This window comes from Rhizobium sp. 11_C7_N12_5 (assembly GCF_051811145.1).
Lineage (GTDB): Bacteria > Pseudomonadota > Alphaproteobacteria > Rhizobiales > Rhizobiaceae > Rhizobium > Rhizobium lusitanum.
In genome coordinates, this window is record NZ_JBPWPY010000001.1 from 3830852 (window position 1) to 3843379 (window position 12528).

13 protein-coding genes are annotated in these 12528 nt (G+C 63.0%); 6 read left to right on the plus strand and 7 right to left on the minus strand.

The window, feature by feature from the left end:
* The first annotated feature begins 62 nt into the window (after positions 1 to 62).
* Both xseA and AB8B29_RS18730 read left to right on the plus strand, forming a co-directional pair.
* Complete coding sequence (gene xseA / locus AB8B29_RS18725; RefSeq protein WP_092574491.1) at positions 63 to 1664, plus strand: exodeoxyribonuclease VII large subunit; 1602 nt, start codon at positions 63 to 65, stop codon at positions 1662 to 1664.
* Positions 1664 to 2254 carry an NAD(P)H-dependent oxidoreductase gene (locus tag AB8B29_RS18730; protein WP_047556326.1) on the plus strand — a complete coding sequence of 197 codons (591 nt, stop codon included), beginning with the start codon at positions 1664 to 1666 and terminating at the stop codon, positions 2252 to 2254. Before xseA ends, AB8B29_RS18730 begins: the two co-directional genes overlap by 1 nt.
* Positions 2255 to 2266: 12 nt before the next feature.
* Here AB8B29_RS18730 and AB8B29_RS18735 read toward each other — a convergent pair whose 3' ends face one another.
* The 3 genes from AB8B29_RS18735 to AB8B29_RS18745 all read right to left on the minus strand — a co-directional run bounded on the left by AB8B29_RS18735 (position 2267) and on the right by AB8B29_RS18745 (position 4454).
* Complete coding sequence (locus AB8B29_RS18735; RefSeq protein ID WP_439006659.1) at positions 2267 to 3520, minus strand: aminopeptidase; 1254 nt, start codon at positions 3518 to 3520, stop codon at positions 2267 to 2269.
* Between the two features lie 93 nt (positions 3521 to 3613).
* On the minus strand, positions 3614 to 4087 hold the full coding sequence (gene ybaK, locus AB8B29_RS18740) for a Cys-tRNA(Pro) deacylase (RefSeq protein ID WP_092574487.1): 474 nt from the start codon (positions 4085 to 4087) through the stop codon (positions 3614 to 3616).
* Between the two features lie 10 nt (positions 4088 to 4097).
* Positions 4098 to 4454 (minus strand): ArsC family reductase, encoded by a 357-nt coding sequence (locus AB8B29_RS18745; protein ID WP_047556420.1) that lies wholly within the window; start codon positions 4452 to 4454, stop codon positions 4098 to 4100.
* A gap of 155 nt (positions 4455 to 4609) precedes the next feature.
* Between AB8B29_RS18745 and AB8B29_RS18750 the strand changes: the two genes are divergently transcribed.
* A complete protein-coding gene (locus tag AB8B29_RS18750; protein WP_092574485.1) occupies positions 4610 to 5131 on the plus strand; it encodes a MarR family winged helix-turn-helix transcriptional regulator in 522 nt (173 codons plus the stop codon).
* Between the two features lie 132 nt (positions 5132 to 5263).
* The gene (locus tag AB8B29_RS18755) at positions 5264 to 5419 is read left to right on the plus strand and encodes a hypothetical protein (RefSeq protein ID WP_162693711.1); all 156 of its coding nucleotides are present in this window, start codon (positions 5264 to 5266) and stop codon (positions 5417 to 5419) included.
* Here AB8B29_RS18755 and AB8B29_RS18760 read toward each other — a convergent pair.
* From AB8B29_RS18760 to AB8B29_RS18770, 3 genes are all read right to left on the minus strand, one after another.
* Positions 5416 to 6477: a succinylglutamate desuccinylase/aspartoacylase domain-containing protein gene (locus AB8B29_RS18760; RefSeq protein ID WP_092574483.1), complete on the minus strand. Its 1062-nt coding sequence runs from the start codon at positions 6475 to 6477 to the stop codon at positions 5416 to 5418. The genes AB8B29_RS18755 and AB8B29_RS18760 overlap by 4 nt on opposite strands.
* Before the next feature lie 108 nt (positions 6478 to 6585).
* On the minus strand, positions 6586 to 7767 hold the full coding sequence (locus AB8B29_RS18765; RefSeq protein WP_092574525.1) for an MFS transporter: 1182 nt from the start codon (positions 7765 to 7767) through the stop codon (positions 6586 to 6588).
* Positions 7768 to 8030: 263 nt separating this feature from the next.
* The gene (locus AB8B29_RS18770) at positions 8031 to 9005 is read right to left on the minus strand and encodes a quinone oxidoreductase family protein (RefSeq protein ID WP_047556319.1); all 975 of its coding nucleotides are present in this window, start codon (positions 9003 to 9005) and stop codon (positions 8031 to 8033) included.
* Between the two features lie 58 nt (positions 9006 to 9063).
* Here AB8B29_RS18770 and AB8B29_RS18775 point away from each other — a divergent pair, with 58 nt between their 5' ends.
* Together AB8B29_RS18775 and AB8B29_RS18780 are read left to right on the plus strand one after the other, a co-directional pair.
* Positions 9064 to 9978 carry a LysR family transcriptional regulator gene (locus AB8B29_RS18775; protein WP_245297499.1) on the plus strand — a complete coding sequence of 305 codons (915 nt, stop codon included), beginning with the start codon at positions 9064 to 9066 and terminating at the stop codon, positions 9976 to 9978.
* Between the two features lie 90 nt (positions 9979 to 10068).
* Positions 10069 to 11709, plus strand: coding sequence for a SulP family inorganic anion transporter (locus tag AB8B29_RS18780; RefSeq protein WP_092574481.1), 1641 nt, complete (start codon positions 10069 to 10071; stop codon positions 11707 to 11709).
* 9 nt (positions 11710 to 11718) lie between these two features.
* Here the strand turns inward: AB8B29_RS18780 and AB8B29_RS18785 are convergent, their stop codons facing one another.
* Complete coding sequence (locus tag AB8B29_RS18785) at positions 11719 to 12336, minus strand: 2'-5' RNA ligase family protein (protein ID WP_092574479.1); 618 nt, start codon at positions 12334 to 12336, stop codon at positions 11719 to 11721.
* Positions 12337 to 12528 lie beyond the last annotated feature (192 nt).

Consider the following 12528-nt stretch of genomic DNA (forward strand, 5'->3'; position numbering starts at 1 on the left):
TCCGATTGAAGGCGTTACGCACAAGGCTCCGCATTTTTCGCGACATCGGTTAGAAAAAGCCCATGAGCAGCTTTTTTGAGAGTGATTCGCCGTCGAACCTGACGGAATATTCCGTCTCGGAATTGTCCGGGTCGATCAAGCGCACGGTCGAGAATGCGTTCGACCAGGTGCGCGTGCGCGGGGAAATCTCCGGCTATCGCGGGCCGCATTCCTCGGGCCATGCCTATTTCTCGCTGAAGGATGACAGGTCCCGCATCGACGCGGTAATCTGGAAAGGCACATTCTCGAAGCTGAAATTCCGTCCTGAAGAGGGGATGGAGGTCATCGCGACGGGCAAGGTGACGACTTTTCCCGGTTCGTCGAAATATCAGATCGTTATCGAGACGCTGGAGCCGGCCGGCGCTGGTGCGCTGATGGCGCTGCTGGAGGAGCGCAAGCGCAAGCTTGGCGCCGAAGGCCTTTTCGATCCCGAGCGCAAGCGCCGCCTTCCCTTCATGCCCCGCGTGATCGGTGTCGTCACCTCGCCGACCGGCGCCGTCATCCGCGACATCCTGCATCGCATTTCCGATCGCTTTCCCGTGCATGTGCTGGTCTGGCCGGTGAAGGTGCAGGGCGAGGGGTCCGGCGACGAGGTGGCAAACGCCATTCGCGGCTTCAATGAATTCGCCCCCAATGGCCCGATCCCGCGGCCCGACGTGCTGATCGTCGCGCGCGGCGGCGGCAGTCTGGAGGATCTCTGGAGTTTCAACGACGAGGTTGTCGTTCGCGCCGCCGCCGCCAGCGAGATCCCGCTGATCTCCGCCGTCGGTCACGAGACCGACTGGACGCTGATCGATTATGCCGCCGACGTGCGTGCGCCGACGCCGACGGGAGCGGCGGAAATGGCTGTGCCGGTCAAGGCCGAACTGGAGGCGCAGCTCGCAAGTCTTTCCGCCCGTCTGCAGGGCGGTGTCACCAGGCAGATGGACCAGCGGCGGCAGGCGGTGCGTGCGCTCCTGCGCGCTTTGCCTTCGCTCGACCAGCTTCTCGCCTTGCCGCGCCGTCGCTTCGATGAGGCGGCCGCCGGCCTGGGCCGTGGGCTGGAGCTGAATACTTTGAATAAGCGCCGTTCCTTCGAGCGCATGGCCTCGCAGCTGCGGCCGGATATCCTGTCGAACCGGATTGCCGAGCGCCGCCAGCAGCTCAACGAGCGCATGACCCGCGCCGAACGCACCATCGAGCGCATGATCGACCGTTCCCGCGCTCGTATAGACAGGGCCGATGCCGTCTTCGCCACGTTGCCGTCGCGCCTGGAAGCGCAAACCGGCCGGGCCCGCGATCGCCTCGGCAATCTCGTCCGCCACGCCGACACGGCGATACGGCATCAGTTGACGCGCGCGCGCAGCGAACTCGTCGCGCAGGAGCGGATTCTGCAGTCGCTGTCCTACAAGAACGTCCTGAAACGCGGCTATGCCGTGGTGCGCGACGAAGACGACCGGCCGGTTTCTCTTGCCGCCGCGCTTACGGCTGGTGCCGCCATCTCGATCGAATTCGCCGATGGCCGCGTCGGCGCGGTCACGAGCGATGGTGAGACAACGCCGTCAGCCGGTACGCCGCCATCGAAGAAGCGAAGCGCAAAGGCAGCCGATCCCGCCGCTCCGCCGAAGCAGGGAAGTCTTTTTTGATGCGTATCCTGCTGGTCTTGGCCCATCCGCTGGAGGATAGCTTTGCCGCTGCGGTGGCAAGGGTTGCGGAGGAGACGCTTGCCGCCGGAGGGCATCAGGTCGATCTGCTCGATCTCTATCGTGAGGGCTTCGACCCGCGCCTGTCCGAAGCCGAGCGGCGCGGCTATTTCGACCAGCCCTATGATGCATCGGGCGTCGACACCATCGTCGCGCGGCTGCGCGCGGCCGAGGGCCTCATACTGGTCTTCCCGCAATGGTGGTTCAATTTTCCGGCCATTCTCAAGGGCTTCTTCGATCGCGCTTTTGCGCCCGGCATCGCTTTCACGCACGATCCCGCCGGCGGCCGCATCGTGCCGAAGCTCACCAATATCCGCCTGTTCTGGGCGCTGACGACGACCGGTTCGCCCTGGTGGATCGTCCACCTCTACATGGGCAATCCGGTGCGGCGTCTGCTGAAGCGCGGCATTGCCGCCTTCTGTGCCAAGCGGCTGAATTTCCGCATGCTGGCGCTGCACGACATGGACCGTGTCAGCGAAGCCGGACGCAAGGCTCATCTTGCCCGCGTCAGGGCGGCTCTTGCCGCCCTTTAGCTCTGTCCCTGCCTACGCCCACTCGCCCTTGCGCATGACCGGCATGCGCGAACCGTCCGGCTTGATACCGTCGATGTCGACCTTGTCGGAGCCGATCATCCAGTCGATGTGGATCAGGCTGGAATTGCCGCCCTGCGCCTTGATCTGCTCCTGGCTCAGCGACGCTCCGTCAACGAAGCACTTCGAATAGCATTGGCCGAGTGCGATGTGGCACGATGCGTTTTCATCGAAGAGCGTGTTGTAGAACAGGATGCCGCTGGCCGAGATCGGCGAGGAATGCGGCACCAGCGCCACTTCACCGAGCCGGCGGGCACCCTCGTCGGTGTCGAGCACCTTGTTCAGCACCTCTTCCCCACGCGTCGCCTTGGCCTCGACGATGCGACCTTCTTCGAAACGGACCTGGATATTGTCGATCAGTGTGCCCTGGTGCGACAGCGGCTTGGTCGACGAGACATGACCCTCGACGCGCAGCGCATGTGGCGTGGTGAAGACCTCTTCCGTCGGAATGTTCGGGTTGCATGTGATGCCGTTCTTGGCAGTCGAGGCGCCGCCATGCCATTCATGGCCGTCGGCGAGACCGACCGTCAGGTCGGTGCCCGGACCCTGGAAATGCAGGGCGGCGAAGCGCTGGCCGTTCATCCATTCGGAGCGCTTGCGCAGATTGGCATTGTGCTCTGCCCAGGCCGCGATCGGGTCGGCGACGTCGACGCGCGAGGCGGCGAAGAGCGCCTTGGCGAGCTTGGCGACGGCGATCGCTTCCGGGTCGTTGGGGAATACCAGCTTTGCCCATGAGGAGTTCGGGTAGGCGACGATGTTCCAGTTGGTATCGAAATTCGAGATCTTCTCCAGCGCCGGCTTATAGGCAGCCGAATTGGCACGGCTGGCGCGTGCCACCTTCGCCGGATCCTGGTTGGAGAGCAGCATCGGATTGTCGCCGGCAATGGCAAGGCGCGCGGTGTTATTGGAAAAGGCCTTGGCCATACCTTCGTAAAGCCAGTTCGCCGCACGGTCGAAGCTTGCATCCTGGCCGTATTCGTAGCGGGCAAGCGTGGTTTCCTCATCCGAATAGAAGGTGGAGACGAGTCCCGCGCCGGCCTTGTAGGCCTCGCGCGTGATCAGCCGCACCAGCGGCATCGCGGCGACTGGCGCGGTGATCAGCAGATCCTGGCCAGACTGCAGCTGCAACCCGACCTTTACGGCCACTTCCGCAAGCTTCTCCAGCTTGGCGTGATCGACGGGATGGTTGTTGGGGGAGTCGGGCGTCATGGCAAAACCTGCGTGTTTGATCGGAAGGATGGTCCCCAGACTTAGACCGCTTTGCGGCGAAAATGAAGGCGGTTTGTCAGTCCGCGGTGCCGATCAGGCAATCAGCGATGCCGCCTTGGCCTTCAAAACGGCCAATACATCCTGCGGGCTGAGCCGTACTTGCAGGCCGCGTTGGCCGCCGTTGACATAGACATGGGCCTCCGTCATTGCCTGGGCCTCGATGGCGGTCGGCACGAGCTTTTTCTGGCCAAAGGGGCTGATGCCGCCGACGTGGTAACCCGTCAGACGCTCGGCATCCGCAGGCTTCATCATGCTCGCCGATTTGCCGCCGAAGACAGCAGCGAGCTTCTTCATGCTGACTTCGTGGTCTGAGGGCACGACGGCACAGACCGGCTTGCCGTCCACCTCGGCCATCAAGGTCTTCAGCACGCGATGCGGCTCCTCGCCAAGCGCTTCCGCCGCCTGCATGCCGACGCGTTCGGCATTCGGATCGTAGTCGTAGGTATGCACGGTGAAGGCGACCTTCGCCTGGGTCAGCACTTGCGTCGCGCGGGTGGTCTTTGACATGGCCTTGCCTCTAGGCGGTCTTGCCGAAGACAGCCGCATAAATTTCGGGCTTGAATCCAACAAGCAGTTTTCCTTCCGCCTCAAGCACGGGCCGCTTGATCATGGAAGGTTGCGCCAGCATCAGCGAAATGGCCTTGTCCTTCGTCAGGTCCGCGCGGTCTGCGTCCGGCAGAGCCTTGAAGGTCGTGCCGGCGCGATTGAGGACGACTTCCCACCCGGCTTCGCTCGTCCAGCGCTCGAGATGATCCCTGTCTATGCCGATGGCCTTGTAGTCGTGGAAATCATAGGCGATGCCGTGGCTCTCGAGCCATGTCCGCGCCTTCTTCATCGTGTCGCAGTTCTTGATGCCGTAAATGGTGATCGTCATGGCGAATCCGTCTCTTGCTGTCGGATAGCGCATAGCACGCAAGCGAAGGCGGGGAAAAGCCGGCCAGATGGAGCAGCGGTTCGCCTGGCCGTTGCGATCACAGCTGATTTTCCTGTAAATATGCATCATGCATATTTATGGCGGTGGAATAGGGTATGGCGACGGATAGGGAAATATCGCGGCTGGAAAACATCTTCGGCGCCATGAGCCTGGCTCTGGTGGACAAGATGGAAAAGGCCTTCGCCGACGAAACCGGCCTTGGGCCGAGCGCCATCGCGGCCATCGTCCAGATCGGCACCGAGCCGGGCCTGACGATCGAGACCCTGCGCAGACTGATTGCGCTCTCCCATTCCGCGACCGTTCGCCTTGTCGATCAACTCGTGACATCGGATCTCGTGCTCAGGGCCGGCGGCGTCGAAGGCGACAAGCGCGCCCGATCATTGCAACTGACGGAGAGCGGGCGGACGCTGTTTGACAAGAGCCTCGCCGCCCGCCGCGCCGTCATTCGCCGGGCGTTCAAAGCGCTGGGGCCTGAGGAGACCGAACAACTCGGTCGCCTGGCGGAAAAGCTGCTGCCGGCTTTGGTCGATCTCGGGGACGATCAGGATGTGGTCTGCCGCGTCTGCGACCAGGGAGTCTGCGACCAGGACAGGTGCCCTATCACCGTCATGACGTAACGTCGAACGGCGACCTTGACATTCAGCTAATTTATATGCAGTATGCATACATATATATGAGGCGGCGTCGTTTTCGACGCTGCCTTCGATGCTCTGAACATCGCCTGCATCAATTCGATCGGAGGCATGATCGTGACAGGAAATCGCACAATCTTCGGCATAGCGGTCCGCGCCGGCCGCGCGGCCATGGCCATCACTCTGGATCAAGTTCGTCGCTTCGGCGCGCTTCTCAGGGAGGCGGCCGCCATCGCCTTCGCCATACGGTGCAAGGTGATCGACGGCCGCTAGTCTTCGAGCGTGCCCGGCTTGCGGGCGACCGCGCTCGGCCTGTCGCAGCCGATCTTCATCAGGTCGCCGCGCCGGCGCACCAGCCGGTCCGAGACGCGGGTAACGATGAGGCCGGCTTGTGGCGCACGGACGTCGATGGTCCCACCCGGCATGCCGGGCGCGGTGATGATCGTCGCCAGCAAATCGCCTTCTTCGACGCGTTCGCCGATGTTGCGATGGAAGAGCACCGTGCCTGCCTGCGGCGCGCGGATCATCTCGATATTGTCGAGCGGCACCGCCGGCCCGGTAAAGGCGGCAAGATCAACGCTGTCGTCGCGCACGGCCCCTCGGGCGGCCAGGAAGCGCCACAACCCTTCGGCATCCTGCTTTGCCATGTCCGGATAGACATCGCGCGTCCCGCGCAATTCGACTGTGACCGAAAGCTTGCCCGGCAACGGTACTTTCTTCTCTCCCGGCACTTCATATTTCCAGGCGAAGCTGACGGCCTCTTCGAAGGCCGAGCTTTCGCCGTCCGATAGCAGCACGGCATCCATATTCAAGGCGGCGGCGAGATCGGCCGCCTCGGGCCAGAAGGCCTCGTCGATATAGGCATATTGCAGAGACTCGTCGTCGCAATGGAGATCGATCACCAGATCGGCGCCGAGCGCCATATGGATCAGCTGGCGCTTCAGCCGGTCGACTGCCGGATAACGGTCGAGATTGTCGATCAGCAGATCGCGGTCGCGCAACGAAATCAGCGGGAAATCGCGATTGAAATTGGTGCGCGATCCCAGGTCGAAGCGTCCCTGCATCTCGCCGAAATGCGATTGCGCAGCACCGATCGGATTGGCGTGCGGCACCACGACGATGTCGCTAAGTATCGCCCCTTCCAACCCTGCGCGCCGCAGCCGTTCGCAGAGGAAATGCAGGAGCGCCGTCCCAGGCAGCTCGCCGGCGTGGAGCGCGGCCTGGATGTAGATCCTCGGCGCGTCGGCTTTACTGCCGGCGAAATGCAGGACTGGCAGCCGCCAGGCAATCCCCGGAGTATCGCCCTCGATGACAATTTCGGTGACGTTCATGGGCGAGCCTCCTGCTGGTTATGATCTCAGACCCATACCAAGCCGTTGCCCCGTCCTGCAACCGTTGTTGCTTCGGAGCGTCAATGAGGCGGATTGCCCCGATGCCTGTCAGAGACGGCGATTCCGGCGCAGGCCGAGGCTCAGAAGAAGGCTGAGCAGCACGGCGCCGACACCGAAGGAAAAAGGCGCGGCATAGCCGAGATGGTCGGCGAGCAGGCCTGCGATCGGGCCCGTCGTGCCGAGCGAGACGTCGAGGAAGATGGAATAAAGACCAAGCGCGACACCACGGTTTTGTGGTGGAATCCGCTCCATCGCCTCGTTGCCGAGTGCCGGAAAGACCGGTGCGAAGCCGGCGCCGGCAAGGGCCGCGCCGATAATGGCGATGGTGGGCGAGGGCGCAAGGGCGAGTGCTGCGAGGCCGATCATCTCAACGACAAGCGAGATACGCGTAAGCGGCAGGCCGCCAAACCGGGCAACGGCTTGCGCCAGGCCAAGCCGGACGCCCATGAAAGCGAGGCCGAAGGCGCTGAGCGCGAAGGAGGCGCCCTCCCAGCCGCGACTGTGGAAGAACAGCGCGACGAAGGCCATGACCACGCCGAAGCCGCTGGAGGCCAGCGCCAGCGCCACGCCGAAGGGCGCGATGCGGCTCAGCACCTGGCCGGTGCCGATGCCCTTTTCCTTGACGCCGGGTACGGGCGGCCGTGTTTGCGCCAGCATGAACCCGGCAACGGCGAGAACGATCGTCACGATGCCTATGGCGAAGAAACCATATTGGCCTTGCAGCCAGGCGCCGAAGGGTGCTGCCAGCGCAATGCCGCCATAGGTGGCGATGCCGTTCCAGGAGATGATGCGCACGGTTTCGCGCGATCCCATCAGACCGATCGCCCAGGTGATCGCCGCCGTGCTGACCCAGCTTTCGCCGATGCCGAGCGCCAGGCGTCCCGCGAGCAGCAATGCCAGGCTCGCCGCCGGAACATGGACGGTCAATGCGGAGGCGAGCGTCAGGATACCGGAAAGCCCATAGGCGAGAAAACCGAGCAGGACCGAACGGCGCGGCCCGTACTGATCGCACAGCCGCCCCACCTGCGCGCGGCTGACGATGGTTGCCACATATTGCGTGCTGATGGCGATGCCGGCCCAGACGACGCCGAAACCGAGGCCGCTATCGACATAGGTCGGGAGTACCGCAAGCGGCAGGCCAATGGCCAGGTAGCCGAAGAATGTCAGCGCGACGATGGAAACGAGAGCCAGGGTCGAGTTGAACCGGATGGTCTGGGAAGCAGTGTTCACGGGATATCGCCTGCGGGCACCGGCAAGCGCGGTGTCCATGCTGTTTGCCACGAAAAATCGGGATTCGTATCGGATAGAGATGGCGGCGATAGCCGACCGGCCATGCGGCGCCACGAACAATCGGTAGCAGGCGAGGGCCGCCCCGGTCAATGGAATTGCTGCTTTGCAGCAAAAGCCATTGACGGGATGATGCGATTGTGCGTGGGGCTTAGAAGGTTCTTCGCCACGGGAGCGGGGCCGTGGTCAACCCCGCTCGAAAGGGCTCACATCGTCAATACGACGCTCGCCGTCGTGCGTCCGGCCTCAAGGTCCGCATGCGCTCGGGCCGCGTCCTTCAGTTCGTACTCGGCGCCGATCGGATTGATCAGCCCGGCCTGCAGGTATTCCATCAGGGCCTTGGTGCCCTGTCGGTAGAGCTCGGGATCGTTGGCATAGGTCAGCACACTCGGACGCGACAGGCCGATGGCGCGCGGCGCGGTCAATTCCTCTATCTCGATCGGCGGGATGGGTCCGGCAGCCTGGCCGAGGCTCGCAACCATCCCGAAGGGGCGCACGGCGGCAAGCGTCTGCGACAGCATGGCACCGCCTATACCGTCGATAGCGAGATGCACGCCACGACGATCGGCGATGCGGCGGGTCTCCTCCACCCAGTCTTCGGCGGTGTGCAGGAGAACGGTGTCCGCGCCGGCCTCATAGGCAAAACCGGCCTTGGCTTCGGAACCGACCGTGGCGATGACGTTGGCGCCAAGCCGCTTGGCGAGACGCGTAACCAGCTGGCCGACGCCACCGGCCCCCGCATGCACGAGAACCCATTCGCCCGCTTTCAGCGGATAGACCTTCTGCAGCAGCATGTGGGCGGTGAGCCCGCGCAGCATCGTGCTGCCGGCAACCCGCTCGCTGACGCCATCGGGCAGTTTCACCAGCCGCGATGCCGATAGCGTGCGCATCTCGGCATAGCTCCCGAGCGGATGGCCGATATAGGCGACGCGATCCCCAACTTTCAGCTCTTCGACACCGGGGCCGATCGCGTCGACGACGCCCGCGCCCTCGAAGCCGAGGGCGCTCTGGCCGGGCGGCAGCGGATAGAGCCCGGAGCGGATGTAGATGTCGACGAAATTGACGCCTGAGATGCTTTGACGGATCCGGGCCTGGCCGGAGCCTGGCTCTGTAATGGGAAGATCAACGGCTTTCATGGTCTCGGGGCCGCCGGGGCCGGTGATGACAATCGCTAGGGGCATTGGGAAGTCTCCTTTCAGGAAATCTTTGACCACAAACATCAGCCTGAATAAATTCGGTATGAGTTCACCATATCTGTGCAATAATGCACCGATGATCGACTGGCAGGACCTTCTTCATTTCGCCGCCCTGGCGCGAACGGGCTCGCTCTCGGCGGCGGCGCGCGAGTTGGGCGTGGATCACGCAACCGTCGGCCGGCGCATTGCCGCACTGGAGCGCTCGCTGGATCTGCGCCTGATCGACCGGCGGCCGCGCACGTCGCCGCTGACGGCCGATGGCCGCGCTATCGCCGAACTGGTCGCCGGCATGGAGGACAATGTCGAGGCGATCAGGCGCTATTCGAAAAGCGCTGTCGCCGGGCTTTCCGCCGCGGTCAAGATCAGCGCGCCGCCATCGATCGCCGCTCATCTTCTGGCCCCGAAAGCAGCCGTCTTTCGTGCCGAGCATCCGGATATTACATTGACCATTGCCGGTGTTACACGCCGCGCCGCCCTCAATTACGGCGAGGCCGATATCGCCGTGCGCATGACGCGGCCGGAGGAGAGCGATCTGCTTGTCCGGCGTATCGGCGTGATGCGCTTCGGCCTCTATGCCATCCCGGCTGTGGCGCAAATGCCTGAGGAGGATTGGTCTTTCATCGGCTACGACGCGGCGATGGAGCACCTGACGCAGCAGACCTGGCTGCGCAGCCTGCTGGCCGGCCGCCCGATCGTGTTTCGTGCCACAGATGTTTTCGGTCAGCTCGAGGCTGCCCGTGCCGGTCTAGGTGTTGTGGCGCTCCCTGCGTTTCTGGGGGATGCCGAAGCGGGGCTGATGCGCTTGCCTGTGGCCACTCCTTCACCGACGCGGGATCTCTGGCTCGTGACCTATCCGGATCTGCGTCGCTCGCTGGCCATTCGCGCCGTCATGGATTTTGTCACCGAAGTGATCGGCAGAAGCTGTCCCTTGCGCGATGGCGCCGAAGCGGCGGTGTAAGCCGAAGGTTTGCCAGCTTATTTTCCTGTTGCAGCTTGGCGGCGAATCTCTATCCATAAACAGATGAGCCATCCCTATGGTCGGTGATCGATGACGAAGCTGAGCAGCTGGTTCGTGGTGGACAGGGCGGATCTGGTTGCGGGCATATCGGTTGCCGGCCTGATGTTGCCGGAAGCCGTTGCCTACGCCGGCATCGCCGGCCTGCCGCCGCATCGGGCCATTCTTGCCGGCATCGCCGGATGTCTCGTCTATGCCGTGTTCGGCCGCAGCCGCTTCGCCATCGTCTCTCCGACATCCTCGTCCGCTGCCATTCTCGCCGCGACGCTGGCGGTCATGCCCGGTGACGCCACGGTCAAGGCCGGTTTGGCCACGGTCGCCGTCGCGCTCGCCGGCGCTCTGTTTGTCGTCGCTTCGGCCTTACGCCTCGGCGGCATCACCGGCTTCATTTCCCGACCGGTGCTGCGCGGCTTCGCGCTGGGTCTCGCGATCACCATCATCCTGCACCAGCTGCCCATCCTCGTGGGCGTGCCCGTGCAGGGCTCGAACATCTTTATCTACGCGGCAGCCCTGTTCGGCGCGGTTCTGCAGTGGAATCCGATCAGCGTCGCCGTCGGCGTCGTGGCGCTTGCGGCATTGCTGCTGCTCAAGCGATTGCCGGGTGTTCCCGGCGCCTTCCTCGTGCTTGGCGCCGGCATTCTCGCTTCATACCTGTTCGGTCTGGAGGCGCATGGCGTCAAGCTGGTCGGTGCAATCGAGATCCTGCCGCAATGGCCGTCGCTGCCGGATGCCGGCTGGATGGCCTATTCGCGGCTGGTGCAGTTTACAGTGCCCCTCGTGCTCATCCTCTTTGCCGAATCCTGGGGCACCATGCGGGCGCTGGCGCTGCGCTATGGCGAGACGCTGGAGGTCAATCGCGAACTCGGCGCGCTCGGCGCCGCCAATATCGCCAGCGCCCTCGTCCAGGGCATGCCCGTCGGCGCCGGTTTTTCCGCCGGTTTCGCCAGCGAGGCGGCCGGCGCGAAGACACGCGCAACCACTGTTTTCGCCGCCATCGGCCTTGCCATTCTGATTGCCTGCGCCGGGCCGCTGGTGGCGCTTCTGCCCGAGCCGGTGCTGGCGGCAGTGGTGATTGCAGCCCTCACGCATGCGCTCGATCCCAGCCCGATCCTGCATCTGCGGCGGCTGCATCGCGATTTCTACGTCGCGATCGGCGCTGCTGCGGGTGTGCTGATTTTTGGTGTCCTCAACGGCATGCTGCTGGCGATCGCACTCTCGCTTGCCGCGATGATGCATCGACTGGCCTCGCCCTATGTCGCCCGACTGGGGCGCCTCGGCAGCAGTCACAACTTCGTCGATATCAGCCGGCACGGCGATGCGTCCGAGATGCCGGGCATTGTCATCTGGCGACCAGGCGAGACGCTGTTTTTCGGCAATGCCGACACGATCTTCGGCGAGATCCTGTCGCGCAGCCGCAGCGAGGCGGGATTGCGGGCCGTCGTTCTCAGCCTTGAAGAGAGCTTCGATCTGGACAGCACGGGGATGGATGCCTTGATGGAGTTCGATGGCGCCATGCGCCGCGCCGGCATCCGCGTGCAATTCGCTCGTGCGCATGATCGGGTGCGCGATCTCATGGCGGCAGCCGGCATCGCCGACCTCGAGAGCCGCTGCAGCTTCAGCGTCGAGGATGCGGTGGCGGCGGTGATGGCGGATGACAATCAGCCGAAGGTTTGAACGGGCTGTTCAGTCGCGCAAAGTCCAATAGCAAAGATGCTCGTGGATTGATTCACCCTGTAGGCTGTTGATGAGGACGAAGTCTTTAGCTGTCCAGCTCACAGGTTCCTCTAGCACGGTGTCGGGAACTGGATGGCCCTGATAGAGTAGCGTCATATGCGGCTCGATGGGCTTTTCCTTGATGGGCGCAATGCCGGTAAGCCGCATGGCATCGACCAATTCCTGATAGATCGCCTTGAGTTCGGTGTTTCCATTCTCGTTCCATAGAACAAGCGGGCGATTATCGCCATTGCCGAAACTGACAGCCCGGTCGAAGACTACTGAACAGGACGGCTTCCTAACTCTAGAGGCGGCTTCCATCGCCGCAAACACCGTCTCTTCGGGCAAGTAGCGAAAAGAGCCGATAGTATAGAGCGTCACATGGAGAAGATTGGCTTTTCGCGGCTTCGCGAAAAACCGGTACCGTCGATGGAAATTGCCTGCAAGCTTGTGACTCTTTGCGGCGATCTCCGGATCGGGAAGGATTGCAAAATAGAGTTCGCTGATTGGCCTTTGATCGATTGGCGGTAGTGTCCGGCTGGACGAACCGCCGCTGAGATAGAGCGAGAGCTGGTCTTTATTCTTCATGGGATTGCGTCAAAGCCACACGGCTTTGCCTCCTCCTATTTCGGTAATCCGCACATCATAGGGACGCATGGCAGCTATATCAAGAACAAAAAGAGAACATATTTGATGAATCGGGGCGAGTAAACTGGCTGGCTGCGATCCGCCGAATCTCAATTTTAGAAATGCCATCGAATAAAATGCCCACTTGATTTG

Bases quoted from the DNA above. Each gene is read 5' to 3' on its own strand.
- xseA (WP_092574491.1), top strand. From the start codon at position 63: ATGAGCAGCTTTTTTGAGAGTGATTCGCCGTCGAACCTGACGGAATAT.
- AB8B29_RS18730 (WP_047556326.1), top strand. From the start codon at position 1,664: ATGCGTATCCTGCTGGTCTTGGCCCATCCGCTGGAGGATAGCTTTGCC.
- AB8B29_RS18735 (WP_439006659.1), bottom strand. From the start codon at position 3,520: ATGACGCCCGACTCCCCCAACAACCATCCCGTCGATCACGCCAAGCTG.
- ybaK (WP_092574487.1), bottom strand. From the start codon at position 4,087: ATGTCAAAGACCACCCGCGCGACGCAAGTGCTGACCCAGGCGAAGGTC.
- AB8B29_RS18745 (WP_047556420.1), bottom strand. From the start codon at position 4,454: ATGACGATCACCATTTACGGCATCAAGAACTGCGACACGATGAAGAAG.
- AB8B29_RS18750 (WP_092574485.1), top strand. From the start codon at position 4,610: ATGGCGACGGATAGGGAAATATCGCGGCTGGAAAACATCTTCGGCGCC.
- AB8B29_RS18760 (WP_092574483.1), bottom strand. From the start codon at position 6,477: ATGAACGTCACCGAAATTGTCATCGAGGGCGATACTCCGGGGATTGCC.
- AB8B29_RS18770 (WP_047556319.1), bottom strand. From the start codon at position 9,005: ATGCCCCTAGCGATTGTCATCACCGGCCCCGGCGGCCCCGAGACCATG.
- AB8B29_RS18775 (WP_245297499.1), top strand. From the start codon at position 9,064: ATGAGTTCACCATATCTGTGCAATAATGCACCGATGATCGACTGGCAG.
- AB8B29_RS18780 (WP_092574481.1), top strand. From the start codon at position 10,069: ATGACGAAGCTGAGCAGCTGGTTCGTGGTGGACAGGGCGGATCTGGTT.
- AB8B29_RS18785 (WP_092574479.1), bottom strand. From the start codon at position 12,336: ATGAAGAATAAAGACCAGCTCTCGCTCTATCTCAGCGGCGGTTCGTCC.